The organism is Devosia sp. T2-14 (assembly GCF_055397495.1).
In genome coordinates this window covers 3,571,294-3,596,433 of record NZ_AP027921.1, presented here as the reverse complement: position 1 = coordinate 3,596,433, position 25,140 = coordinate 3,571,294, and the positions used below count along the sequence as shown (strand labels likewise).

Genomic DNA, 25,140 nt, shown 5'->3' with positions numbered 1-25,140 from the left:
CGTGAATCGGAGTCCTGACTATGAAAACCCGTGCCGCCGTAGCCTTCCAGGCTGGCAAGCCGCTTGAGATCGTCGAAGTTGACCTTGAGGGTCCCAAGGCCGGCGAAGTACTGATCGAAATCAAGGCGACGGGCATCTGCCACACCGACGATTTCACGCTGTCGGGTGCCGATCCCGAAGGTCTGTTCCCGGCCATTCTGGGCCATGAAGGCGCAGGCGTTGTGGTCGATGTCGGCCCCGGCGTTACCAGCCTGAAGAAGGGTGACCATGTCATTCCGCTCTACACGCCGGAATGCCGCGAGTGCTATTCCTGCCGTTCCGGCAAGACCAACCTGTGCACCGCGATCCGCTCGACCCAGGGCCAGGGCCTGATGCCCGATGGCACCAGCCGCTTCTCGTTCGAAGGCAAGCCGATCTTCCACTATATGGGCTGCTCGACCTTCTCGAACTACACCGTGCTGCCCGAGATTGCCGTCGCCAAGATCGACGCCTCGGCAGCCTTCGACAAGATTTTCTATGTCGGCTGCGGCGTCACTACCGGCATCGGCGCAGTGATCAACACCGCCAAGGTTGAGATCGGCTCAACTGCCGTGGTGTTTGGCCTCGGCGGCATCGGCCTCAACGTGATCCAGGGCCTGCGCCTCGCCGGTGCGGACATGATCATCGGCGTCGACATCAACAACGACAAGAAGGAATGGGGCGAGCGCTTCGGCATGACCCATTTCGTCAATCCCAAGGAAATCGGCGAGGACATCGTTCCGTATCTCGTCAACCTCACCAAGCGTCGTGGCGATCTGATCGGCGGGGCCGACTACACCTTCGACTGCACCGGTAACACGACGGTTATGCGTCAGGCGCTCGAATGCAGCCATCGCGGCTGGGGCAAGTCGGTCGTCATCGGCGTGGCCGGGGCAGGGCAGGAGATCTCCACCCGTCCGTTCCAGCTGGTCACCGGCCGCACCTGGATGGGCACGGCATTTGGCGGCGCCAAGGGCCGCACCGATGTGCCCAAGATCGTGGACTGGTATCTCGACGGCAAGATCGAGATCGATCCGATGATCACCCACACGCTGCGTCTCGAAGACATCAACAAGGGCTTCGACATGATGCGCAACGGCGAGAGCATCCGCAGCGTCGTCGTCTTCTAATGCGTTCCGGGCGCGTGTTGAGGGTCCAATGAACAAACTCGCAGCAGCAGCGCTCGGAACAATCGCGGCTCTGGCCGTCGGCTACTTCGGTGTCGGCGGCTGGATCACCGCAAGCATACTGGCCGACACCTTGCGGGTGGGCGCGCCGACTGCTCAAGGCAGTGGCTGGCCCGCACCGCAGGGGCCAGCGGACATCGGTTATGCCGGCGACCCGCAAGCCGCATTCGGCTACTCGTTCGAAGAAGTCTCGCTCCAAACCGATCTCGGCCCCGCCCCAGCCTGGCTAGTGCCGATGCCTGCCGCCGGGCAGCGCTGGGCGATCTTCATCCACGGCATTGGTGGTCGCCGCGAAAATGGCTACCGCTTTCTGCCGGTGCTGCATGATGCTGGCCTGCCCACACTGATGCTCAGCTACCGCAATGACGAAGGGGCGCCCAAGGACCCCAGCGGGCTCTATGCCTTCGGTCTTACCGAATGGCAGGACCTGGCGGTGGGCGTGCAATACGCTCTCGACAACGGGGCCAGCGACGTCGTGCTGGTGGCCGAGTCCATGGGTGGCGGGATCACCGGTCAGTTTCTGCGCCATTCGCCATTGGCAAGCTCCGTTGCTGCCATCGTGCTGGATGCGCCTGCGCTCAAGCTCTCGCCAATGGTCGAGGCGGCCATTGGGTCGATTGGGCTGCCATTTCCGTCTGCCCTGACCAGCCTCGGGACCTGGATTTCCGGAATGACCCTGCCGGTCAATTTCGGTAATGCCGACGTTACCGATGAGTTGGCGAGCTATGCCGGACCGTTGTTCTTGTCGCACGGCCATGGCGACCGGATCGTGCCGGTTTCTGGTAGTGACGCGCTGATAACGCGTCGCGCTGCGGTTACGGATTATCTGCGCACACAAGCAGACCACATTCTATCCTGGAAGGAAGACCCAGCGCGCTATGACGCGGCGCTGGCTGGCTTTCTTCAATCCCTGCAGTGAGACCAATGCCCGATCCCGTGATCTTTGTTGATGCCGATGCCTGCCCGGTGAAGGAAGAGGCGATGCGTGTCGCCGAACGCCTCGGGCTGGTGATTACGCTCGTCAGTAATGGCGGCGTTCGGCCGTCGCGGGACCCGATGGTGAAGGTGGTCGTCGTTGCCGCGGGGGCCGACGCTGCCGACGACTGGATCGTGGAGCAGGCGGTCGCCAACGACATCGTGCTTACCGCCGATATTCCCCTGGCAAGCCGCGCCATCGACAACGGCTGTCACGTCCTGGGCTTTACCGGCAAGCCGTTTACGCCGGCCTCGATCGGCATGGCCCTGGCCATGCGCGACCTCAAGCAGCACCTGCGCGAGACCGGCGAGATCAAGGGCTATAATCCCGGTTTTCGCCCCGCCGACCGATCGGCGTTTCTAAGCGCTCTGGACACCCTCGCCCGCAGGGCTAAATCATTGGCTGGTAAGTAGTTATTAACGGCTCGCGAGGGGATTATTAACCATAATCGCCAAAAGTGAACTCAGATTTCAATGTCCTGAGTCCACGCTGTGTCGTTTTCGCGTCTTGCAATGTCGATGGTTGTCGTTGGTGCCGCCCTGGGCGGATGCGCCAAGCCGCCAAACGACCATACCGTGCTCAAGTCTCAGTACGTTGCCTCCGCGGGGCAAGTTACCAACAGCATCCTGACCGGCTCGAAGCCCGTCGGTGCGCAGCCGATGCCGGAACGCATTTTCTCGAATGCCAAGCTCGGCGGGCGGTCCATGCCGGTCGCTTCGACGGCCGATATCATGCTGCAGCCGGGCGAAGTGATCCTGACCTTTGACGATGGTCCGCGTCCGGGCAAGACCGACCGTATCCTCGCCACTCTCGACAACTATGGCGTCAAGGCGACCTTCCTGATGCTGGGAGCCTCGGCGCAGGCGCATCCGGCCCTGGCGCAGCAGGTTGCGGCGCACGGCCATACGGTCGGTAGCCACACCTTTGATCACGTCGATCTGAATACGCTCAGCCGGCAGGCGGCGCTGGATGAGATCACGCGTGGTGAACGTGCTGTCGCGCAGGCCCTGTCGCATGGCGGGCAGGCATTGGCGCCGTTCTTCCGCTTCCCGTATCTGTCGCAAAGCGGCTTCCTGCGCACCAACTTGATGCAGGGCAACATGGTGGTTCTCGACGTCGATATCGACAGCAAGGACTACTACAAGGACACGCCCGAAGTGATCGTTGCCCGCACCATGCAGCGTCTGGACGCGCGGGGCAGTGGCATCATCCTGTTCCACGACATCCATCAGCGCACGGTCGATCTGCTGCCGATGTTCATGGCCCAGCTCAGCGCGCGCGGCTACTCGGTGGTGCGCCTCGTGCCGAAGGATACCGGCGTGTTTGGTCGTGACGTGATCACCGCTGACGTTCCCAGCAAGGGCGAGGCGCTCTAGGCGCTAGACTATCTCGAAGCACAGCAAAAGGCCCGCCGCGAACAGCATCTCGACGGGCCTTTGAGTTTTGCGGATGCGCTGGCTGGCGGCAGTCGCTGTTGGTGGCCCAGACTGCCAGAATCGACCAAATGCCACCCCGTCGCGTTTCGCTTTCGGGGGTTGACCTTACCCGCGTTGGAAGGTGCAGACTTCCTCTCTTTCGCAAGTGAGGACACCCGTCATGAGCACGAGCACAGCCGATCATCAGCACCATCATCATGGCCACGCGGCCGCTGGAGAGCATGGTGAAAAGGACCCGGTTTGCGGGATGACGGTCGATCCGGCAACGGCGAAGTTCCATGCCGATCACGACGGGAAGCGCTACTATTTCTGCTCGGCCAAATGCCACGACAAGTTTGTAGCCGATCCGCAGGCCTATCTGCGCAAGGCACCGGTGGCAGCGGCGCCGGCCGCCGCGGGCACCATCTACACCTGCCCGATGCATCCGCAGATCCGGCAGGACCGCCCCGGCAATTGCCCGATCTGCGGCATGAGCCTCGAACCCGAAATGCCCAGCGCCGAGACCGGCCCCAGCGAAGAGCTGGCCGATATGACACGCCGTTTTTGGATCGGCACGGCGCTGGCGCTGCCGGTGTTCCTCATCGAGATGGGCAGCCATATCTTTGATTTCCATGCCTTTGTGGCCCCGCAAACGCTGAACTGGATCCAGCTCGTGCTGGCCACGCCTGTCGTGTTGTGGGCTGGTTGGCCCTTCTTCACGCGCGGGGCGGCGTCCATCGTCAATCGCAGCCTCAACATGTTTACCCTGATCGCCATGGGTATTGGCGTGGCCTGGCTCTATTCCGTGGTCGCGACAGTGCTGCCCGGCATTTTTCCCGCAGACATGCGAGGCATGGGCGGTGCAGTGCCGGTGTATTTCGAGGCTGCGGCGGTGATCACTGCGCTAGCGCTGCTCGGGCAGGTGCTGGAATTGCGGGCGCGCGAAAGCACCTCGGGCGCCATCAGGGCGCTGCTCGATCTCTCGCCCAAGACCGCCCGTCGCATCAAGGCGGATGGCTCGGACGAGGAGGTGCAGGTCGACCAGATCGGGGTGGGTGATCGCCTGCGGGTGCGGCCCGGCGAAAAGGTGCCGGTCGATGGCAAGGTGCTCGAAGGGCGAAGCGCGCTCGACGAATCCATGGTGACCGGGGAATCCATGCCGGTGACCAAGGAAGCCGGTTCCAAGCTCATTGGCGGCACGATCAACCAGTCGGGCGGGTTGGTGATGGAGGCCACCCAGATTGGCCACGACACCATGCTGGCGCGCATCGTGCAGATGGTGGCAGCGGCGCAGCGCTCGCGCGCGCCGATCCAGAAGCTGGCCGATCAGGTTTCCGGCTGGTTCGTGCCGCTTGTCATCGCCATTGCAATCCTGGCGTTTGCCGCTTGGGGCGTCTGGGGGCCGGAGCCGCGACTGGCCTATGGCCTTGTCGCTGCGGTGTCGGTGCTGATCATCGCTTGTCCGTGTGCTCTCGGGCTGGCAACGCCGATGTCGATCATGGTTGGCGTGGGCAAGGGAGCAAGCCTGGGCCTGCTGATCAAGAATGCCGAAGCGCTCGAGCGGCTGGAAAAGGTCGATACGCTCGTGGTCGACAAGACCGGCACCCTGACCGAGGGTAAGCCGGCTGTGACGGCCATCGTTCCGGCCAGCGCCTATACCGAGGAGCGCCTGCTGCAGCTGGCGGGCAGCCTAGAGCGGGCCAGCGAGCATCCGCTGGGCCACGCTATTGTGGCCGAAGCCAATGCGCGCGGGCTGAAGCTCACCGATCCGCTCGATGTGGATTCGCCGGTCGGGCAGGGGCTCACCGGCAAGGTTGGCGGCGAGGCCATCTATATCGGCAGCGCCAAATACCTGGCCTCGGTCGGCATTCCTGCCGGGGAGTGGACCGCCCGTGCCGACACTGTGCGCGCTGAGGGCGCAACCGCCGTGCTGGTTGGCGTCGGCCAGCAGATTGCCGGGGTGATTGGCATTGCCGACCCCGTCCGCAAGACCACGCCCGCAGCTCTGGCCGAACTGGCAAAGCAGGGCATCAAGGTTGTGATGATGACCGGCGATAACAAGGTGACCGCCGACGCCGTGGCGCGCACGCTGGGCATTGCAGCCGTCGAGGCCGACGTGCTGCCCGAACGCAAGAGCGAGGTGGTCAACCGCCTGCGTTCGAGCGGGAGCGTCGTGGCCATGGCCGGCGATGGCGTCAACGACGCGCCCGCTCTGGCCGCCGCCGATGTGGGGATCGCCATGGGAACGGGAACCGACGTTGCGATTGAGAGCGCTGGCGTCACCCTGCTGGGTGGGGACTTGATGGGGATTGTGCGGGCGCGGGCCCTGTCGCGCGCGACCATGGGCAATATCCGCCAGAACCTGTTCTTTGCCTTCGCCTACAACGCAGCGGGCGTGCCGGTGGCGGCCGGGGTCCTCTACCCGTTCTTCGGGATCACCCTTTCTCCCGCCATCGCGGCAGCGGCCATGGCCCTGTCCTCAGTCAGCGTTATCGGCAATTCCCTGCGCCTGCGTGGTGCCAAAATCGGGTGACGGCCGCGATCAGTGCTTCGCATTACCACCGGGAGCGCTGTTGTTTTCGCCGTGTGTCTTGGCCTCGACCGGAACGAGCACGATGTCCTGCGTTGTCAATGAGCTGTAGGCCAGAGCCACGATCAGAGGGATGAACATGGCAATGGTCGCCACGATTGGCCATTCGTTGAAGGGGTAGGGCATGTCAGCTCCTTTGCGCTGCGGGAAGGTTGGTGGTGCCGGGTTCCCGCAGCGTGGAACCGAGCGCTTCAACGAGAACTCGATGTGCTCGTCGAGTGGCGTGGGGAGGGTGTCAGGCTCAGGCGCTCAAGCCCGCGCAGCCTGGCGACGCTCGGCAGTTTCGAGGGTCCTCATGGCGAACGGGAACTTCCCCTCGCTCCGTTGGACCTCAATGGAGTGGCGGTAATTCCCTTCCATCCGCAGTTTGCGAGTGGCTGCTCGAATGCGGCGTGGTAGTCGAATGTGTTGCTCATTTGATTGCCGTGGGCGATTGTCATTCTTGATGCGTACATATATCCCATATTGTATGCATACAATATCCAAGGATTGTACTGCGACAATGTGGACGCCAGCACTCGATAAGGACAGCGGTCCGCTCTATCTCGCGATCGCGGATGCGTTGGCGGCCGATATTGCGGCGGGTCGCCTCCTGCCGGGCGCCAAGCTTCCTCCGCAGCGCGCGCTGGCCCAGCAGATCGGCATTGATTTCACGACCGTCACCCGCGCCTATCAGGAGGCGGGCCGGCGGGGCCTCGTGGATGGGCGCGTGGGGCAGGGTACTTTTGTCAGGGCACCGTCGGCGGCGGAGCCAAGCCCCTCCGTGGGGCTGATCGACATGAGCATGAACCTGCCTCCGATCCCTGAAGATGATGGGATTGCCCAGCAACTGTGGGCCGGCTTCGCCAAGCTGCACGGTCCTGACGTCACTCGCCTGATGCTGCGATATCAGGAGCCAGGCGGGGCCTTGCGGGATCGCCAGGCCGGTGTGCGATGGCTGGCATCAAGAATGCCCAACGTCTCCGTGAGCCGCTTGTTGGTCGCCCCGGGAGCGCAGGGCGCCCTGACGGCGATCCTGGCCAGTCTTGCGGGCAAGGGTGAGGTCGTGCTGACCGAACCGCTAAGCTACCCGGGGCTGATCAGCCTTGCGGCCCATCTTGGCATACGCCTGGTGCCGGTCGAGATGGATGAAAGCGGACCTCTGCCGGATGCCTTGGTGCAGGCGATCGCAGCCTTTGCGCCGCGCGCATTTTACTGCATGCCGACGCTCCATAACCCGACAACTCGCTCCTGGAGTGCCGCGCGCAAGGAAGAAATCCTCGCCGTTGTGCGTGACCATGGGCTGCCGATCGTCGAAGATGACGCCTATGGCGGCTTGCTGAATACCCCGAAAACGACCCTCGCCGAGATGGGAGGCGCGACGGTCTTTCACGTGGCGAGCCTGTCGAAAACCCTGTCGCCTGCACTTCGGCTTGCTTACGTGGTTGCCCCATCGGAGGCGGCAGCCATGCGGCTGGCCGGGGCACTGCGCGGCACGACTGCCATGGCGTCGCCGCTGACCGCTTCCCTCGCCACGGATTGGGTCGAGAGCGGGTTGGCGTTCGAGTTCCTGCACGCTTTGCGGGCAGAGGTTCGCAGCCGGCAGGAGATAGCCCGCTCGCTGCTCGCGGCACAGGCCGTGACGACGGATCCGGAGGGTTTCCACTCCTGGATCTCCCTTCCGGAAAGCTGGTCGAGAGGCGAGTTCATTGCCCGTCTCCGGACCATGGGCGTTTCCGCGGTGTCCAGTGATGCCTTCGCTGTCGGAAATGCCCCCGAAGCCGTGCGCCTCAGTCTCGGCGGTCCGATAACCCGCGCTGATCTGAGCCGCAGCTTGAGTGTGGTTTCATCGCTGCTGTCAAACACCCCGGCGATGAGCTCGCTGGTGGTGTAATGGCATCCATGCAATGCCAGAAAGTGCGTTGCAATGAATGCATGCAATCTCTATATCCCGGTGCGAAGGAACCTCGGGCACTGGAGTTTTGATATGGTTGCGAAGACGGAGCGCAGTGTAATGGCCGCCCTCTGGAGAGGGACGGCCTGCAAGTGCCCGCGATGCGGCAAGGGCAAGATGTTCGGCCGGTGGCTGAAAGTCGCTGATAAATGCGATCATTGCGGCGAGGTTCTGGGGCACGCGCGGGCCGACGACTTTCCGCCTTACATCTCGATCACGATCGTGGGGCACATCATCGTCGCGGTGATCATGCATCTTGAGATGACGCAGCCGCTTTCGCCGATGACCTACATGATCACCGCCGTGCCGGCCTCAATCCTCATGACGTTGCTGGTCATGCAGCCTGTGAAGGGCTTCGTGGTCGGACTTCAGTGGGCCATGGGCATGTACGGCTTCGCACCAGACGCCGAACCCAGAGCAGATTCGCTGTAAGGCTCACAGCCAGAAGTAACCCCGAGCGAGTGCTCGGGGTTGTTGATATGTGCCGTGACCAGTGCCGCCGCGGCTCCAAAACGCGTCAGTCGTCTTCGTCTTCTTCCACGTCGGTCAGATAGACCGAGACCTCGATGTCGATGCCGCAGGCGGCAATGGCGGCTGCAACGTGGGCGGGCAGGCGGGCCGACATGGCCTCGCCATGCTCGGGATAGTCAAAGGCCAGGTCGAGAACGGCCTTGCCGATGCGGCGGTCTTCCAGCATCGCCGAGATAGCCGCGCCAGAGCGGTCTGCCAGCTCGAGAAGCGCACGAACGGGGTTATCGACGGAGACGTCGACCTGTGCATACGAACTGCCCTCAGCGTCCTCAGGCTCGAAGCGGCTGCTCAGCTGCTTGAGGGCGGTATCCAACTCCAGCTGACCGATGGTCACGCCCGAAAGGCGCAGGGCAATGGCGAAGGGGGAGAACTGGCTCATCAGGGGCGTCCGGCGGTGGCAGCAAACAGCGCGATGGCGGCTGCGTTGGAAACGTTCAGCGATTTGATCGGGCCCGGCATGTCGAGCTTGACCATCTCGTCGCAGAGTTCGCGGGTGCGCTGGCGCAGACCCTTGCCCTCGGCACCCATGACGATTGCCAGGGGCTGATCGCTGGTGCGCGGCTTGAGCTGATGTTCTGATTCAGAATCAAACCCGAGCACTAACATGCCGCGCTGCTTGAGCTTTTCGAGCGCGTCGCCAAGATTGCGAACCTCGATCATCGGTACGAGGTCGAGCGCGCCGGAGGCCGATTTGGCCATCACGCCGGTCTCGCGCGGCGAGTGCCGCGCCGTGGTGATCACTGCGTCGGCGCCAAAGGCACAGGCCGTGCGCAGGATGGCACCCACATTGTGCGGATCGGTAATCTGGTCGAGCACAACCACAAGCTTCAGCGGCTTGATGTCGTCGAGGCCAAAGCGGCTGACAGGATCGACTTCAAGGGCCGTACCCTGGTGCACGGCATCTTCGCCGAGCAGCCGGTCCAGCTCCTTGGGTGTGGTTTCCTTGACGGGAACCTTGCCGATCTCGCCGGTCTCCTTGAGGCGGTTCAACGCGTTGGGCGTCGCCAGCAGCACCTTCTTGATGCGGTTGGGATTATCCAGCGCGGCGCGCACCGTGTGCAGGCCATAAAGATAGACCGGACCGGTATCGGGATCGTATTTCGGCTTGGGCGGAAATTTGTTGTAGCTCATGGCCGACGCGTATCGCCTTTAGGCCTCGCCAGCAAGCGCCTAGCCAGCGGATGGCCCCTGCAAAACTGCGTTTTCTGACGCCAATCAGCACGCGTCACAGCAATCGCCGGTCATGTTCCAGTTTCAGGGTTTCGGGCAGGTCGCGGACATAGCGATCATATTCCCGCTGCAGGTAAGACCTGTAGTTCGCCGCGTCCTCAAACGCATCGGCGTAGGCGAACAGCAGCAGCGTCTTGAGCAGGCTCGATACGGTCTCGCGCCGGGCAAAGGTGGCTCCGTCTGCGCTGACAAATGTCTCGCGATCGCGCGAGCAGAACAGCAGCCATTGCGGGAGCGATTTCGAGGCGGCGTTGTCGAGGTCCTCGGGCCGCAGCACGGGTTGCCGATAGTCGATCGGAAGCTTGTAGACGACGACGGGAGGCTTGCCGGCGGCTTCGCTCAGTTTCTTGGCGGCCGACTGGAAGCGGACGAGCTTGGCCTTGGCAGCGCGGTTATCGCTGGTCATGTCGGCCTCCACCTCGGTTATCACATGCTGCCATGGCGTGCCGGTAGCGTCGCACTCCTGCAGCATCCGCCCAAGCAGCATAAGCGCGGCCCGGTTGATATCGGCTGGATCGATCGTCTCGCGATCGATGACGATGTAGCCCAGGAAAATCGTGGCCGTGCTGGCATAATAGTAGGCGTAGAGATAGCCCTTGACCGCTCGTTCGTGCTTGAGCGCCAGCACCACGAACTTGTACTGGCGGTCGCCCTTCAGGCGCCGGCTTTTGCTGGTCGCGACCCAGTTTCGAATTTGCTCGATGTCGTCAGCCACGTCGCGGCTGAAGTGATTGATCTGCATTTCCCAGACGGAAACCAGATCTGGGTCATCGGGGTCCACTATGGCCCGCACATGCAATCGATCGGCGTGCCGTTTATACATGTCGAGCGCGAAGGGAATTACCGCCAGCGCCCCCGCAACGCTGCCAATGCCAACTATGACGACCCAGATCTCGTTCAGCATTGCTCTCACGACCTCTGTTCAGGGCGGAGATTGTTATAGTCGAACACAGAAGGGGCTTCGATAGCTCGTCTGTTGTAGGATTGGTCGGGGTTTGCGGCGGCAAAGAAAATGCCCCGCGCGGTAGCCGCCGGGGCATTGTCCTGGATTGCGGTGATGCGGCTCTTACTTGGCGAGCAGGGCGCCAGCGGCAGCGCCGCCTGCACCGCCGACGATCGCGCCGCCATAGCCGGCCACTGCGCCGCCGATCAGTGCGCCGCCTGCGCCACCGATGGCCGCGCCGCTAACAGTGCGCTGGGTGGTGGTGCATGCGGTCAGGGAGAGCGCGCTGATGACGACGAGCGCTACGGGTGCGAGTTTGTTCATGACAGTCCTCTGAGTTGGGCGCTTCATGCGCGCGAATCCTGGCAAATATCGCCCACTTCGGCGGGCTTTTTTGTGTCCGCTGCCACAATCACTACCAGAAGGGGCATTGTGCGCTGGTTCGGTGCGAGCAATCGCGCATGCAAAATCGGTACGCCACAAGTGGCGCCTGCCGAACCTTCGGAGATGTTTGGGAATCTTGTGACCCGGGGAGGGCGATGGTGGAGGGGACTGGATTCGAACCAGTGTACGCTAAGCGGTCAGATTTACAGTCTGATGGATTTAACCACTCTCCCACCCCTCCACTAATCGTCGCTTGGGTAGGAAACGAAACGCCGAAGCGCGTCGTCCGGGCGGTTTATGGTGGTCTGGCCCGATTGTGTCAACACCCTGACAGCGTTTGCCCGAAAGAAATAACAGCCACGGTTCGGCATCAGCGCACTTAGCCCCTTTGCCGCCTGCGTTTTTGGGGCGTTCGGGCCAATTATGCGCGTATCTTTGGGAGTTTAGCGGATTGGTCCCAGCCTGTGGAAATCATCCCGCCGGTGACCGACTCGCGGGGCTGGCACCGACAGATGGGCGAATGGCGGGAAAATGGCCGGACGATCTTGCGTTGAACGGCCATCCTGGATTATCAGGCGGGTAGCGCGGGTATAGCTCAGTGGTAGAGCAGCAGCCTTCCAAGCTGAATATGCGGGTTCGATTCCCGCTACCCGCTCCATTTTCCCAAAGCCCCTATTAACTACAAGCTTGAAAACGCTATGTTTTCCGCTTTATGCGCGCTCTATTGGCCCTCGCACCCCAGAAACTGTGCTACAAAATGCGCCACAAAGTGCGATACATGCGTACGGGGTGGGGTAGAAAATGGGTAGGCTAGATGATCTCGACCGCTATCTGAAACGTCGGGGACATAGCTGGGTTTATTACCGGCGCGTGCCCACAGCCTTGGCGGCTCTCGACTCGCGATCGCCCTTCATTCGACACGCTCTCGGCACCCGCGACCTAGCGATTGCGCGCCGAGCTCGCGATGTTCTCGCTGCGGCCGACGATGAGCTTTGGGCTTCGCTAACACTCAATGAAAATGTCGATCGGTCCCGGAGCCGCTATGCGGCAGCTCTCATACGGGTCAAGGCGATGGGTTTCGGATATTCCTCAGCAGAGGATTTGGGGCGCTCCGCCACCTGGGACGAACTCTCCAGCCGGCTGGAGGCGATTATGCCCGCCTCGACCCCACGAGAGGTGGAGCAAGCCGTTCTGGGTACTGTGCCTCAACCGCAGGACCGGTTCGACGACGCGCTCAAAACCTATATTGAAGGTCCCGGCAAGCTCGTTCTGGCCAACAAGAGCCCCAACCAACTTCGGCTGTGGAAGAACATCCCCAAGCGAGCCATTCGGCGTTTTGTCGAAGTTGTCGGGGACAAACCCCTTGCCACGATAACCCGTGAGGATGCCGTACGCTTCTACCGGTTCTGGTTGAATCGGATCATGCCGGACGACGATGCCGAGCCAATGCATCCCAGTTCTGCCAATCGCGAGATCGGCGAACTGCGCAAACTGTACCGAGAGTATTTCTCCTTCGAGCACAACGACAAGGAGCGGCTGAACCCGTTTCTGGCCTTGGGCTTTCCCGAAGATGGTTCGGACCCGCGGCCGCCATTTGCCATCTCTTGGATCGAGCAGAAGTTCCTGACCGCAGGGCCACTGGCCGGGCTTAACTCGGAAGCCCGGGGCGTCCTGCTCGCGATGATCGAAACGGGGTGCCGCCCGTCCGAAATCTGCAATCTCACGCCCAACGCCATCATCCTGGACGCCGAAGTGCCACACATTTCGGTTCGCAACCGGCGGGCCAACGACAGGAAGAATCCGGAAGTGAAGGAATTCGGTCCGCACGAGGTCAAGAGCGCGGCGTCGGTCCGGACCATTCCACTGGTTGGCGTTGCATTAAAGGTGTTCGAGCGCTTCCCCGAGGGATTTCCCCGTTACATGGACAAGACCGGTACGGCATCCCAGACGATCAACTCCTACCTAGAGGAAAACGCTCTGCTGCCCACCCAAGAGCACACCCTGTACGGCCTGCGTCATACGTTCGAGGACCGCATGAAGCGGGCAAACATCGACTATGAAGTCCGTATGGGTCTGTTCGGACATACGGTGTCGAGGCCCAGCTATGGCTCCGGGGGCGGACTTCCGTGGCAGCGCGACTTGCTGCACGCTATGGCATTGCGGTTCGATGAGGGAGTTGTCTAGTTCGACCGCCTTCTATGGGGCCGGTTGCCGAAGGTCTGCTTCTGGATCTTCCGGTCGGAAAAGCGGACATGCAGCGATTGGCGACCTTGGGCCCGCAAGCCGCCGGACGGCAAAGCGCCCCATTCCCGCCGTTCAAACTGGTTTTCAGGTCCCCAGGACTGGCGTCAGATCGGACAGCCGCAGATGACTGACTTCCGGCCGTAAGCTGTTTCGCAGGTCTTGCCGGGAGCACCGGCGGCCTTGCTTCATCTCGATCGGCGCGTTCTGGTATCAGTCGTCCACACGCGATTGGGCATTGCGACCATCAGGAGAAAGCTTCGTGAAATTCACTGAGAACGGCCCCGATATTCCTGATGACCTCCTGGTGGCTCGGGACGAAGGAAGAGTGCTGTTCTTCTGCGGTGCGGGGGTGTCCCTCGCTTTTGCCGGTCTTTCGGATTTTCTAAACTTGGCTGGGGACGTGATAGATGACCTGGGCTCATTGACGGGAAGCCCGGCTCGGCGCCTCCACGCCGCCGCCAACACAAAGCTCCCCTCCGGAGAGAAGCCATTTGTCCCGGTCGATCGCATGTTCACCTTGCTCGATCTGGAGTTCGACCCGCAGGATGTGCGCGACTCGGTGGCGCGGGTACTGAAGCCGCAGAACAATGTGGAGCTGCATGGCCACAAGGCGCTCATCGACCTATCCCGTGGATCAGATGGCCGTCCCAGACTGGTCACCACGAACTTTGACCGACTGTTCGAAGCGTGCGATCCTGCGCTGACGAGCTGGGGGCCTGACAATCTGCCGGTTCCTGAGCGACCGGCTGACTTCGAGGGCATCATCCACATCCACGGACGTGTGGACGAAGACTATGACGCGATGTCCGAACCTGTCGTCCTTTCCAGCAGCGAGTTCGGCAGGGCCTATCTCTCGGATGGATGGGCCACGCATTACATCCGGCGCCTAATGGACCGGTTCACGATCGTCTTCGTCGGGTATTCCGCAGACGACCCTCCGGTCCAGTACCTCCTCGAGGCCCTTCGCGAGGAGCAATCGCCCGTCGAGAACATTTATGCCTTCCAGCACGGCGACGAGCAGCACGCGAACGAGCAGTGGCTGCAGAAAGGCGTCGTGCCGGTGGCGTTCGGCAACGACTACGCCAATCTCTGGGATACGCTCATAGCGTGGTCAGAGCGGGCCGCCGATCCGGATGCTTGGTTCCAGCGCACGGTCGTGGAAGCCAGCGCCGGCCCATCAATAAGTTCGCCTATCTTCAGGGGGCGCATCGCGCACCTGGCCTCGACCCTGGTCGGGATGAACAAGGTGATCGCCAGCGATCCTCCCATGCCTTCCACTTGGCTGTACGTGCTCGACCCGCAAGTTCGCTACCTCGACCCGGCGCCGGTCAAACGACGAGACCCGACCAGCGATGAGTTCGACCCGTTCCAACATCTCGGCCTTGATCGCGACGAGGCGCCTCCACCCGTGGATCCGGACGATCATTTCGAGCGGCGGAAGGTTCCGTCTGGCGCGTGGACCGCGTTCGAACCGACCGCGCGCGACGTGAAATCGGCAACCGCCAAGGATATCGGAAGCATCTTCGGCGAATCGTTGCCGCTTCCGCGCACATGGAGGCTGATGCTGTTCATCGTGCGGCGGATGGGCGAGGCGCCTACTCTCTGGTGGGCGGCCGGCCTGCAATCGGCGCATCCGCAGTTGATCCAGCAACTGGAGCATGAGATTCGGTATCGTCTAGGGGATAGCGGCAGCGTGCTGCTTCCATACTGGCGGTACCTTATCACTCAATGGCGCAGGCCCCCGGTGGAGGCGACACAAGCGGCGATCGAAATAGCTCACAGAGCTGCAGGTGGCTGGACTGCTTCATTGGTCCGCGAGGCGATTGAATTCGTCAGACCCAGGGTCAAGGTCGAAAGAATGTTCCGCGTTGCCCCGCCAATGACGGTCGATGCCGACCCGACCGAGTTCATGAACTTGGACGTCGAGTACCCGGATCTCCATCAGGACTTCAAGTTCGACGATGCCCACCTGCCATTGGCGGTGTCGTTGTGGCGTAGCCTTCTGGTCGAAGCCGAGCAGCTAGAGACCGATATTGGTGCATGGCTCAGCATCGACAGCACGCGTCCCGATGATGGCGAGCGTTTGGGCGGCGGATACGGTCTGACGGGGCCGGTCGTCAAGTTCACCCATCTGGTCGAAGCCTTGGAGGCCGCGAATCCCGCCGCTGCTGCCCAGGAGGTCCAAGCCTGGAATGGGCAGGATGGCCTCGTCTTCGAACGTCTTCGGATATGGGCGGCCGGTCGCCCGTTGCTCATGACGATCGATCAAGCCCAAGCTTTGTTCACGGGCATGGGCGACGAGACCTTCTGGTCCTACCGCCATGAACGGGACCTCCTGTTCGCGATCCGGGATCGCTGGGCCGAACTGCCCGATGCCGGGCGGCGGGAGATCGAAGCGAGGATACTGAGATCGCCGATCCCCTATCTGGCCGACCATGCGCCGACAGAGGCGGGGGAGCGAGCCGCGGTTCACAGGTTGAACGCAATCCATTGGTTCACCCGACAGGGCATCACATTCGGCTTCGACGTCGGGAAGGAGCGGGCCCGGTTGCTCGAAGCCGCTCCATCGTGGCAGGAGCGATGGGCCGATCACACAGCTCAACCACAAGTAGGGAAGGTCCGGTCGATAGCGACCGACGCCGATCCAGCAAGCATTCTCGACGTCCCTGTTAATATGCTGCTGCCCATCGAGGTGCCGGAGGAAGGCTTCCGGGACTTCAAAGAGCACGACCCGTTCGCAGGCTACGCCCTGGAAAGGCCGGCGCATTCGGTCCTAGCGCTCCACAGTGCGATGCGGCGCGGCGTCGAGACGGCCTGGCACTATTGGTCGACGTTCTTGAGGACGACCGCCAAGCAGAAGACCTCGGCACGGCTCGATACGGTGGTGGTGAGATTGGTCGGTAGTCTTCCATCGGACGCCATCGCAAAGCTCTGGTATCCACTTGTGGAATGGTTGACCGAGCGCGGCCCGAGGTTCGAGAACGGCGAGGGCGGCGAGTTCGACGCGATATGGGATCTCGTTGTTGCCGCTGCCGCCCTGCATCCCACCGGTTACAAGCAGAAGCCTGGTCGCGACTGGTCCTTCGAGTCCTTGAATTCCGTGATCGGAAGGCTGGTGCTCGCACTGCTTGAACTGCCGCTCCCTGATGGCAGCCACGCTGTACCTGCGGCGTGGATCGAACGGTTGGACAAGGTCTTGGCCTTGCCAGGCGACCACGCCCGACATGCCCTTCACCTGGTCGCTCAGCGAACTCCATGGTTCCAGTTCCATGAGCCCGCGTGGACCGATGACCGTGTCTTGGTCAAAGCAATCGTAGATGGTCCGGATGCCGATGCATTCTGGTCCGGCTTTGCCAGGATGAGCAGGGTGCCTCCTCCGGATCTCGTTGCCCAGCTCAAGGCTCCGATGCTCGCCCGAGTGGGGCGTGGCGGCAGGGAAGAGAGCAACCTGATCGGCTACCTCTTGAGCGCGTGGGCATCCGAGGGGCCCCCGCAGATCGTGTCCGACGCCGAACTGCGCGATGCACTGGTGCTCGGTGGGGACGATGTGCGTCGCACGATGCTTCGTTTCGTGAGCGATTGGGCCGAGGACAACGATCGATGGCGGGCGCTCGTTGTGCCCTTCATCACCAAGGTGTGGCCCAAGCAGCGGACCTTGAGGAAGCCTCAGATGTCGTCAGCGCTCATTCGCTTCGCGTCGGCTTCGCCACAGCAATTGGCGGCAGTGTTGCAAACCGTGATGCCGAGCCTGGTGCCTTTGTCGATCGGGCACAACCTGCATCTCAAGTGCGAGGTCGCCGACCTCGATGCTCCGGGCATCGCGACATTGGTTACCGCGCTGCAAAGGCTATTGCCCTCGGAGCGCGGGGACTGGCCGTATGAGGGCAAGAGGCTGGTGGACGCCATTGTCGCCACCGGCGCCGCCCAGGGCCCCGAGTTGGACGAGTTGTCCCGACGCGCGGCCGAACGCGACTTTTGACGACAGCTTTCAGGAAAGAGCGGTGCTCCGAACGGCAGGAGTGGGGCGCGGGTCGGATGGTCGGTTGCCGACCCCGTTCCAGTCTTTAGCACCTAAGACTGGCGATGACAGCTTCTGGCAAAGCGGTCACCTCCCCCCAGCGCCCGTAGCTAGGGCGTGTGGGCGTCCGCTTCCAAACGAGGAGCGCCTCTCATCCCTGCGCAGGCCTGGCCGTTAACGGCAGGGTGCCGATCTTGATTTTCACCAGATCGCAACCCTGGAGTTTGCTGTCGATCGCGAGCTCGAAAAGCGCCCAGTCTCGCATCCGTCCTTCCCGGTCGAGACAGAAGCGGATCGACCAGATCTGTCGTACTTTCAGCGCTCGCTTGGCGCCGACTTGCCGGCCGGCATTCCAGGCAGGTCTCCTGCAGCGGCAGGATCGTACTGTGAGATACCCATTACATTTCTCCTATGGCCAAAGCGGCCGCCAGGAAAACGATTGTGCTAGGGTCGAAGATGGCCGGCGCCGACCCCATTGCGGTCGTTATCGCTCAGAGGCGACAGCCCTGAGAGCAGAAGTTGCCGATTGCTCATGTTTGACCATTTCGCGAATTTTGACCGCTTTTCAAAATGATCGAGAGAGATCGTTCGGGAAAATTGCACAGCCGTGCCTACCCCTCCTGCGGGCAGGTTTGTGCATGGGGCGCCAGCCCGCCAAGTTCCGGTCTGAGATCATCGAACGCGACTAAACGGAATGTAGTCTGGACTTGTGTGAGTGGATAATGTTGTCAGGCGGGTCAGTTCTGCTGGATCCTCAAATTGCGGGTCTATTGACGCCAACAGGGCGAGCATTTCTGGAATGCTCACGTAGTTTTTTGCGGCTTCCTCCAGCCTTCCAATTTCCGGGTACTTATTTCGATTTCGAATTAGAAAATCCTTGGATTTGTCCTGGCAGAACCTACTGTTGTCCATAATCATACGGTCAACAATATTCGGATCCTGCCCATTAATTCTTTTTGAAGTTAGGCATTCTTCCAATATAATTCCCTGTCTTTCGGTTTTAACTTGAATTGATAGCAACTGAATTACATGCCGATCATTCATAGCGGCAATCGCAGAAGCAACATATGGATTGCACCGAAAGAATTCATCTATATCAAAGACCAGAATGGCCAGAGAGCCTGAGCCAATTGTGGCAATAATGTTCCGAAGGATTGGACGTAGAAGTCGGTTTTTTTCTCGAAAGACGGTAATCTGCCCCGTCCGGCCCCGGTGCAAATATTGGGATTTATCCCCTTTGTAACTCTCAGAAAAATCCAGTCTCGGCGGAGAGAAACGATCAAGTGCCGAGGCGACCGCTTGAAGGGCGTTCAGCTCTCTATCTGCCCGTTCCAGGACTTCTGGTGCGAGGTAGTAACAGACTAGCGGGGCGTAAGTGCCCATTTGATACTCCTATGCGGATCGTGCGACGATCGCTCCAATTTGCTTAAAAAACTTGCCATTTAGCCGGCGGGTGCCCTGATTTTTCCGAGTTATCAATCACTAGCCTCCTCGACGTTCGCAATCGTCGAAGAGTTTGGGATGCGCCCACCACGGCCGAAGGCCCGTTCCGTCCAGCAATGCGAGATCTATCTCGACCGCCTGACCGCCGTGATGCGGCGGGCGGGCGCGGTCGAGGCCCGCAAGCTGTTGCCTCTCGTGGTGCGCCTCAAGTCTGAGCTCGCGGCCGCCGAGGCCGAAGAAGCCCTGTTGCGGGAACTGCTTGGGCCCTCAGCCGACCTCTTCCTCGATGAACTCAAGGAAATGGAGCCCGAACATGACTGAAAAGACCCACGTCAACATCGCACCTGAGAGCGTGAGCAAAAGCGTGACCATGCTGGTGAGCCAGAAAGGCGGATGCGGCAAGTCCTTCAAAACGCGTTGTCTGGCCCAGGTTGGGCGTTTCTGGGGTCACGAGGTCGCCGTGTTTGACGGCGACGCCCAGATTGGCACCACGCACCGGGCGCTGGGGGCGCGGGACGCCGCCGGCAAGCTACTGGCCGAGCAGGATCCCCTGGTTGGCGCGGGCCGATATAGCCTTCGCCTGGACGGTCAACGCGAGGAACTGCTCAACACTCTGGCGACCGGCGCCGCCACGATTGTGCACGACTTGCCTGGCGGCGCGCTGCTGGACATGGCCAAAGTTGTCGATGGTGGCAGCGACGGGCGGTTTGACACCATGCTCTCGACGGTGGCCGCGTACGGCTACCGCTTGACCCTCCTGCATCTGGTCACGCCCGAAATCTCCACGATGCACAGTCTGGGCCAATACCTGCGGGCTTTTGGCGGCGAGGCTCGGCATGTGGCGGTGCTCAATCGCGCGTTTGGAGCAGATGATGACGACTTCGCGGTCTGGTTCAGCAGTCGTACCCGCAAGGATCTGCTGGGGCTTGGTGGGCGCGAAATGAACCTGCCCGCGCTCAAGCCCAGCGTGTTGGCCAAGCTCGACGGTCTGCATTTGCCGATCACCGTGAATGTGCCGCACGCCAAGCTCACCGTGGCCGAGGGCGGCAATCTGCTGGCCTTCCGCAAAGCGTACGAGGCCGAGCTGAACACCATTGCGGATTGGATCTTTCCATGAAGGCCCGCAGCAACCGCCCCGTTCTCGACCGGGCCTGCGATGCCCTCCGCATTCCTGAGGAGCGCCGGCAAAAGCTGCGGATCGCGTCGGCGGCCATGGGGCTCAACGAGGACGACCCCACCCATGTCTACCTCACCGTTGGGGAAGTCGTGACCATGGCCCTGGCGGCGCACCGGGACTTCATGACGACGACGCCCGCTCAACTGCGTGCGGCAACCGCCAGCGCGATCGCAACGATCGAGACGCGACTTGGTGCCACGATCAGCAGCGCCGCGACGCAAACCGGCGATCAGGTTGCCACGACCGTTGCGGCCGCGATGACGAGCTTTGTGCAGCGAGAACGTCGGCGCTCCTGGCTGCTATTGGCTGCCGGGTTCTGCATTGTGGCGCTGCTGTCTGTCGGTCTCGGCTGGGCCCTGGCCGACCGTGATCATCTTAGCGCGTCGGTGTTCTGGTCCAACCTGGTGGCCCGTGGACAGGCGGATGAGTGGCAGCGGATCATCGAGTTGAACGGCAGCTTCCCCAACGCGTACGCGACCTGCGCTGCCGATAGCGCTCGCGTGCATGCGCAAGATGGTGGCCTGGTCTGCCGGACGGCGGTTTGGCTCAAGTCGCCCACGGTCGCGGGCCTTCCCCCGTTGCAGCAGGTCTTGCGCAATCCCGCGCTGATGCTGGGCCCCTCGGTTTACCTGGTGATCGGGGCGCTGGGCTGCCTGCTCGGCGGCGCATCAACTGCCCTCATGTTCTGGTGGTGGGCGCGGCGATGATGTCAGATATTGCTTTCGTCAGGCTCGTCGGTCAGCCAGGTCGCCATAGCGGATGGCTTGTTGGACGGATCTGGGCTCGCAGGCGCGGCGGCAGGGCTTACTGTGGGTCGACGAACGCTGGCCTTGCCTTGCGATGCCGTCACCGCCTGGCGCACCTGCGTGGACGGGACAGCGGACTTGCGGCGCAGCCGACCCACATAGAGGCGCAGGGTGTTCTCGGCGATCTCAACGTCGACCTGCTGCAGCGCCTCAGCAATCCGGCCGAAGCTATGCCCGCGCTCGCGCAGTTTTTCAATCAGCGCAAGATGTTTGGCGACCTGGTCCAGCAGGCTCGGCTCGGCATCGGGTGGGGTCTGCAGCAAGGCCTCCAGAGCGGCGGCAACCTTATCTGTCTCGGATTTCTTCTTCATATCGGAAGGCGCTCGTCTGAGTATCAAGAGGATATCAATATCGTATCCAAGGCGACACGTCGCCTGTTCTTTCACACACTACGCACCTGCGGTGCTGCCAGGACAACCAGAGGGCAGATTAAGTCGTTGGCTTGCTTGATGAATGTTGTGCCAGCGGGAGGTGGTCATGGCTAAGTCGCCCCCGCGCGTCAGTCTCAATCCTCATGTGCACCAGCTGGTTGAAGCTGCCGGCAAGGTGGCGGGCTTGAGCAACCAGGACGTTATCGAGCTGGCGTTGCGCCAGTTGATCCTCGGGCAGGATGCCCATGGCCTGTTGCGGGACATCGCCGTCCACAGCACGACGCAGCTGGTTGAGGTGGCTGCCAAGATCGACGCGATCGCCGACTTCCTGGCAGACCGCTACGCCCTCGACCGGGCCAATGCTGAACGTGAGCAGGAGCGCTAGTCATGTTCTCCTGTGTTGCGGCCCGCTCGGTGGACTACTATCTCGCTGACACCACCAGTGATCGCCTTGAGTACTATTGGGGTGGCAAGCAGGGCGTCTGGTGGGCGCCCACCGGGACAAGTGCTGCAGCCCAGGCCCGATTTGCGGGCTGCGACGATGGATCGCCCATCGACAACGCGCTGTTCGTCCGGCTGGCCTCGGGGCAGCTTCCGGATGGCACAGCTGTTGCCCATAGTGGTTCTGGCGCTCGCATGCCCGGTTATGATTGCCATTTTGCGCCGCCAAAATCGGTGTCGCTGATCTTTGCGTTTTCTGACGCGGCGATCCGCCAGCGGATCGTTGACGTGCATATCCAGGCGGTCCGCCGTGCGCTGCAGTTCCTGTTCGATTGGAACCTCATCGGCGCGCGGCGCGGGGGCGCGGGCAAGGACCGCGAGCAGGCGGCAGCGCTGGTCGCCGCCATCTTCACCGAGTTCACCTCCCGAGAAGACGACCCCCAGCTACATTCGCACGCCGTCATTCCCAACCTGGCAGTGCGCAGCGACGGCACCATTGGCGCGATCGATAATTTCCGCGTCACCATTTTTCAGCATCTGGTGGGCGCCATCTACCAGGCCCATCTCGCCTTTGGACTGCGCAGGATGGGTTTCGCCTTGGAGAAGCAGGGGCGGGCGTTCGAAATCCGCGGCGTCCCGCAAATGTTGATCAAGGCCTTTTCCAAGCGCCGCAACACCATCGAGCGCGTGGCCAAGACGTTGGGTATTGATCCCTCGCGTAATCGCGCGGCGGCCGACATGATTGCGCTCGACACCCGACCGGCGAAAGCAGCCGAACGCCTCCCCGAACAGATCGAGGCCCGGTGGTGGGCCCAGCTCCGTGCCGCCGGGTTTGACGGTGACATCACCGCGCCTGGTCGCGCCGACCCCGAACAGGCCGATGCCTCCCCAGCGGCCCTGGTGGACCTGGCGCTTGCCGAAGCCTTTGAGACCGACGCTGTCTTAAGCAAGGCCAAGCTGTTCTCCGGCGTCGCCGAGTCGCTGATCGGTCACTGCGATGCCGACGACGTCGAGCAGCAGCTGCTGCAGATAGCGCCCGGTGAACTGGTGCCGCTGGCCGAAAACAGCGCGACCGCGAATACCCAGTTCTCCACGCGCACCATCATCGCGCTGGAACAGGACCTGCTGCGGCTCGCCCGGACGGGGCGAGGGTTCCGCAAATTCGTGCCCGACCAGACGATCGAAGCTGCAATCGCAGCACACCCGAGCCTGTCCCCGGAGCAGCAGGACGCCGTCCGTCACGCCCTCAACGCCGATCAAATCGCCATCACCGAGGGCAGTGCCGGGACCGGCAAATCCTACAAACTCTCCGTGGTGGCCGAAGCCAGCCGGGCCGCCGGGCTCGACGTCTGGGCGCTCGGCCCGTCCTGGTCGGCGGCCCAGGTCCTGGCTGCGGACACCCAAACGCCAGACGAGCGAAAACGCGCCCTCAGCGGCTTCCTGAACGACGTGGAAGCCGGCCGGATCCATCTGCCAGCCCGGACGGTGGTGCTGCTGGATGAGGCTGGCATGGTGGGGACGCGGGATCTGCAGCGGCTTGCGTCCGTTGTGCAGCAGGCCGGCTGCAAGCTGGTGCTGAGTGGCGACACCATGCAGCTCACCCCTGTGTCGGCCGGGGCCCCGATGCGCCTGCTGGCCAGGGTGCTCGGGACCTCGCGGATGGCCCAGATCAGGCGCCAAAAGCTGGCCTGGAGTCGCGCGGCCAGTATGGAATTCGCCAAGGGACGGACCGACACGGCCCTCAATATCTACCACACCCGCGGTCACATCGACTGGGTGTCGGGGCGAGCGGCGACCCTAACTGCCCTGGCGGACCGCTATGTTGCTGACCTGCAAGCCGATCGGGCGGCCATCCCACAAGGGCCATTGCCAACCTGCCTGGCCATCGCCAGCCGCAATGCCGACGTCGCCGATCTCAATCTTGAAATTCGTGCCCGGCTGCAGCACGCCGGCTTCATTGGTAGCGAGGAAATCGAGCTGGAGGTCGCGCTGCGTGCCAAGAGCCGGACCAAGAAAAGGCAAGCCGGCAGGATGCGGTTGGCCGTGGGCGACCGCTTGGTGTTTGGCGAGACCGTCAACCTGGGGGAACGCATTATCCGCAACGCCGATGTCGCCAAGGTCGTGGCCATCGCCGTCGGCCCGCCGCCCCGGCTAACGCTGCAGTTTGAAGCCGATGGCATCCAGATCACGCGAAGTCTCGGGGACCTCGTTGGCTTTCGGGCAGAGCAGGAAGCCCGGCTGCCCTTGATCCGCCATGCGTATGCCGGCACCGTGCACTTCTCGCAGGGACAGACTGTCGACCGCGCTTATGTGGCGAGTGTCCACGCCATGTCGCGCGAGGCGATGTACGTCGCCATGACCCGACATCGGCACGGCGCGCAGCTGTTCGTGGACACGAGTCGGTTCAAGGTGGCCAGCCCTGCGGGTCTGCCGATGGCGTTGATGGGGCTGCTGAACGGCCAGCAAAGGCACGCCACCAAAACCGCAGCGCAATTGGCGGCCAGGCGTCAAGCCTTCTTCGAGGAGAGTTTGCGGCCCGACAGTAAGGTCAATGCCTCTGACTTCGTGGCCGACCTCGACGCCCTACTTGACGCCCAGCCGCTGACGGTTGAACGCCCGCGCTCCCGTTATGAGGCGCTCAAAGCTGCCGCGCGGCGCCGGATGACCCTGCGAGAGCAGGCCGGATTGGGTGAGGCGGCTCACTTTGAGCCGACGGTGAGCGGAACGCCGAACTGGCTGCATCACCTGACCCGGCTTCCAAAGGCCGTGGTCGCGCAACACTTGGGTCATTGGCAGGCGATCGCTGCCCGCCTTCGCGCCGGCCTTGCTGCCGCACTGTCCCCCCTTAGGGCGCACGGTGCCACGCTTGTGCTGCGCAACCGGCTGCCAGCGAACCGGCCGCATGACGTGGAGGGCGCGGCTCCTGACCTCACCAATCCCGCATCTGATCTGACGGCGCCGGAGCCTGGACCGGGTCCGTTCCCCTAGGCGATCGTCCAGCACCAAGGTCGCCAATATGGATTGGTGTCCCTTTTTGGCGGGTCGCGTGGGGTCCAGCCACCTTACCCTTTCTCAAATGCCACTTTCTTCGTCCATCGCCGCTAATGCTGGGCGATGGGAAAATGAATGCGTTCGTTTTCGCTGCCGCGAACATTGGAGAATGGGGCCCGCCGGTGGCTTTGACTCCGGAACAGGCCGCTGACGCCTGCGGCGAGACCCCAGTCCAATGGGACTGGGGTGGGAAAGGATGGGCGGCCCGCTCCGGCGTCAACCCCGTGCTCGGTTGTCCGAACTGGTGGTTCAAGTTGGACCGCTTCCTTCTTTCTTTCTCCAGTCATCGATAGCGGCCTTGGCCGCTTGGCGGACGCTTACCCCGAGGCCCATTGGCCGAGCGGAGTAAGCGGCTGCCGCTGTGCCCGGACCTCGGATGGTC

The 25,140-nt window shown here is 62.3% G+C and carries 21 protein-coding genes, 2 tRNA genes and 1 pseudogene; 15 read left to right on the top strand and 9 right to left on the bottom strand.

What is annotated here, in order from left to right; all coding sequences use genetic code 11:
* Positions 1 to 20 precede the first annotated feature (20 nt).
* From ACZ5WT_RS17725 to ACZ5WT_RS17705, 5 genes are all read left to right on the top strand, one after another.
* A complete protein-coding gene (locus ACZ5WT_RS17725; protein WP_464285077.1) occupies positions 21 to 1,148 on the top strand; it encodes an S-(hydroxymethyl)glutathione dehydrogenase/class III alcohol dehydrogenase in 1,128 nt (375 codons plus the stop codon).
* Between the two features lie 28 nt (positions 1,149 to 1,176).
* Complete coding sequence (locus ACZ5WT_RS17720) at positions 1,177 to 2,124, top strand: alpha/beta hydrolase family protein (protein WP_464285076.1); 948 nt, start codon at positions 1,177 to 1,179, stop codon at positions 2,122 to 2,124.
* A 5-nt stretch (positions 2,125 to 2,129) separates the two neighbouring features.
* Complete coding sequence (locus ACZ5WT_RS17715; RefSeq protein WP_464285075.1) at positions 2,130 to 2,594, top strand: YaiI/YqxD family protein; 465 nt, start codon at positions 2,130 to 2,132, stop codon at positions 2,592 to 2,594.
* A gap of 105 nt (positions 2,595 to 2,699) precedes the next feature.
* Entirely contained in the window at positions 2,700 to 3,557 is an 858-nt protein-coding gene (locus tag ACZ5WT_RS17710; protein WP_464285074.1) for a polysaccharide deacetylase family protein, read from the top strand.
* Positions 3,558 to 3,777: 220 nt separating this feature from the next.
* Positions 3,778 to 6,129 carry a heavy metal translocating P-type ATPase gene (locus ACZ5WT_RS17705; protein WP_464285073.1) on the top strand — a complete coding sequence of 784 codons (2,352 nt, stop codon included), beginning with the start codon at positions 3,778 to 3,780 and terminating at the stop codon, positions 6,127 to 6,129.
* A gap of 9 nt (positions 6,130 to 6,138) precedes the next feature.
* On the opposite strand, the gene ACZ5WT_RS17700 is transcribed toward ACZ5WT_RS17705, so the two are convergent.
* Positions 6,139 to 6,312, bottom strand: a complete 174-nt coding sequence (locus ACZ5WT_RS17700; RefSeq protein ID WP_464285072.1) for a hypothetical protein — start codon at positions 6,310 to 6,312, stop codon at positions 6,139 to 6,141.
* Between the two features lie 376 nt (positions 6,313 to 6,688).
* Here ACZ5WT_RS17700 and ACZ5WT_RS17695 point away from each other — a divergent pair, with 376 nt between their 5' ends.
* Both ACZ5WT_RS17695 and ACZ5WT_RS17690 read left to right on the top strand, forming a co-directional pair.
* Positions 6,689 to 8,059 (top strand): aminotransferase-like domain-containing protein, encoded by a 1,371-nt coding sequence (locus tag ACZ5WT_RS17695; protein WP_464285071.1) that lies wholly within the window; start codon positions 6,689 to 6,691, stop codon positions 8,057 to 8,059.
* A gap of 93 nt (positions 8,060 to 8,152) precedes the next feature.
* Complete coding sequence (locus ACZ5WT_RS17690; protein ID WP_464285070.1) at positions 8,153 to 8,551, top strand: DUF983 domain-containing protein; 399 nt, start codon at positions 8,153 to 8,155, stop codon at positions 8,549 to 8,551.
* An 85-nt stretch (positions 8,552 to 8,636) separates the two neighbouring features.
* Here the strand turns inward: ACZ5WT_RS17690 and ACZ5WT_RS17685 are convergent, their stop codons facing one another.
* The 5 genes from ACZ5WT_RS17685 to ACZ5WT_RS17665 form a co-directional block, all read right to left on the bottom strand.
* On the bottom strand, positions 8,637 to 9,029 hold the full coding sequence (locus tag ACZ5WT_RS17685) for a hypothetical protein (RefSeq protein WP_464285069.1): 393 nt from the start codon (positions 9,027 to 9,029) through the stop codon (positions 8,637 to 8,639).
* Complete coding sequence (gene rlmB / locus ACZ5WT_RS17680) at positions 9,029 to 9,781, bottom strand: 23S rRNA (guanosine(2251)-2'-O)-methyltransferase RlmB (RefSeq protein ID WP_464285068.1); 753 nt, start codon at positions 9,779 to 9,781, stop codon at positions 9,029 to 9,031. Before rlmB ends, ACZ5WT_RS17685 begins: the two co-directional genes overlap by 1 nt.
* Before the next feature lie 94 nt (positions 9,782 to 9,875).
* Positions 9,876 to 10,784, bottom strand: coding sequence for a hypothetical protein (locus ACZ5WT_RS17675; protein ID WP_464285067.1), 909 nt, complete (start codon positions 10,782 to 10,784; stop codon positions 9,876 to 9,878).
* Positions 10,785 to 10,946: 162 nt separating this feature from the next.
* Positions 10,947 to 11,147: a hypothetical protein gene (locus tag ACZ5WT_RS17670; RefSeq protein WP_464285066.1), complete on the bottom strand. Its 201-nt coding sequence runs from the start codon at positions 11,145 to 11,147 to the stop codon at positions 10,947 to 10,949.
* A gap of 216 nt (positions 11,148 to 11,363) precedes the next feature.
* Positions 11,364 to 11,448, bottom strand: a tRNA-Tyr gene (locus ACZ5WT_RS17665).
* A 343-nt stretch (positions 11,449 to 11,791) separates the two neighbouring features.
* Here ACZ5WT_RS17665 and ACZ5WT_RS17660 point away from each other — a divergent pair.
* The 3 genes from ACZ5WT_RS17660 to ACZ5WT_RS17650 all read left to right on the top strand — a co-directional run bounded on the left by ACZ5WT_RS17660 (position 11,792) and on the right by ACZ5WT_RS17650 (position 17,430).
* Positions 11,792 to 11,865, top strand: a tRNA-Gly gene (locus tag ACZ5WT_RS17660).
* Positions 11,866 to 12,008: 143 nt separating this feature from the next.
* Complete coding sequence (locus tag ACZ5WT_RS17655; protein ID WP_464285065.1) at positions 12,009 to 13,391, top strand: DUF6538 domain-containing protein; 1,383 nt, start codon at positions 12,009 to 12,011, stop codon at positions 13,389 to 13,391.
* 319 nt (positions 13,392 to 13,710) lie between these two features.
* Positions 13,711 to 17,430 carry an SIR2 family protein gene (locus ACZ5WT_RS17650; RefSeq protein ID WP_464285064.1) on the top strand — a complete coding sequence of 1,240 codons (3,720 nt, stop codon included), beginning with the start codon at positions 13,711 to 13,713 and terminating at the stop codon, positions 17,428 to 17,430.
* Positions 17,431 to 17,650: 220 nt separating this feature from the next.
* Here ACZ5WT_RS17650 and ACZ5WT_RS17645 read toward each other — a convergent pair.
* Together ACZ5WT_RS17645 and ACZ5WT_RS17640 are read right to left on the bottom strand one after the other, a co-directional pair.
* A pseudogene (locus ACZ5WT_RS17645) lies at positions 17,651 to 17,868 on the bottom strand (integrase); the annotation flags it as partial.
* A 273-nt stretch (positions 17,869 to 18,141) separates the two neighbouring features.
* Complete coding sequence (locus ACZ5WT_RS17640; RefSeq protein WP_464285063.1) at positions 18,142 to 18,852, bottom strand: hypothetical protein; 711 nt, start codon at positions 18,850 to 18,852, stop codon at positions 18,142 to 18,144.
* A gap of 138 nt (positions 18,853 to 18,990) precedes the next feature.
* Here ACZ5WT_RS17640 and ACZ5WT_RS17635 point away from each other — a divergent pair, with 138 nt between their 5' ends.
* Genes ACZ5WT_RS17635 through ACZ5WT_RS17625 form a run of 3 tightly spaced genes read left to right on the top strand, consistent with a single transcriptional unit; the run spans position 18,991 to position 20,796 of the window.
* Positions 18,991 to 19,233, top strand: a complete 243-nt coding sequence (locus ACZ5WT_RS17635) for a hypothetical protein (protein WP_464285062.1) — start codon at positions 18,991 to 18,993, stop codon at positions 19,231 to 19,233.
* Positions 19,226 to 20,029: a hypothetical protein gene (locus tag ACZ5WT_RS17630; protein WP_464285061.1), complete on the top strand. Its 804-nt coding sequence runs from the start codon at positions 19,226 to 19,228 to the stop codon at positions 20,027 to 20,029. Before ACZ5WT_RS17635 ends, ACZ5WT_RS17630 begins: the two co-directional genes overlap by 8 nt.
* A complete protein-coding gene (locus tag ACZ5WT_RS17625; RefSeq protein WP_464285060.1) occupies positions 20,026 to 20,796 on the top strand; it encodes a hypothetical protein in 771 nt (256 codons plus the stop codon). The genes ACZ5WT_RS17630 and ACZ5WT_RS17625 overlap by 4 nt, the downstream gene beginning before the upstream one ends.
* A 2-nt stretch (positions 20,797 to 20,798) precedes the next feature.
* On the opposite strand, the gene ACZ5WT_RS17620 is transcribed toward ACZ5WT_RS17625, so the two are convergent.
* Positions 20,799 to 21,206 carry a hypothetical protein gene (locus tag ACZ5WT_RS17620; RefSeq protein ID WP_464285059.1) on the bottom strand — a complete coding sequence of 136 codons (408 nt, stop codon included), beginning with the start codon at positions 21,204 to 21,206 and terminating at the stop codon, positions 20,799 to 20,801.
* Between the two features lie 166 nt (positions 21,207 to 21,372).
* Here ACZ5WT_RS17620 and ACZ5WT_RS17615 point away from each other — a divergent pair, with 166 nt between their 5' ends.
* Positions 21,373 to 21,651 carry a hypothetical protein gene (locus ACZ5WT_RS17615; protein WP_464285058.1) on the top strand — a complete coding sequence of 93 codons (279 nt, stop codon included), beginning with the start codon at positions 21,373 to 21,375 and terminating at the stop codon, positions 21,649 to 21,651.
* Between the two features lie 2 nt (positions 21,652 to 21,653).
* A complete protein-coding gene (mobF, locus tag ACZ5WT_RS17610) occupies positions 21,654 to 24,695 on the top strand; it encodes a MobF family relaxase (protein ID WP_464285057.1) in 3,042 nt (1,013 codons plus the stop codon).
* Positions 24,696 to 25,140: the final 445 nt, after the last annotated feature.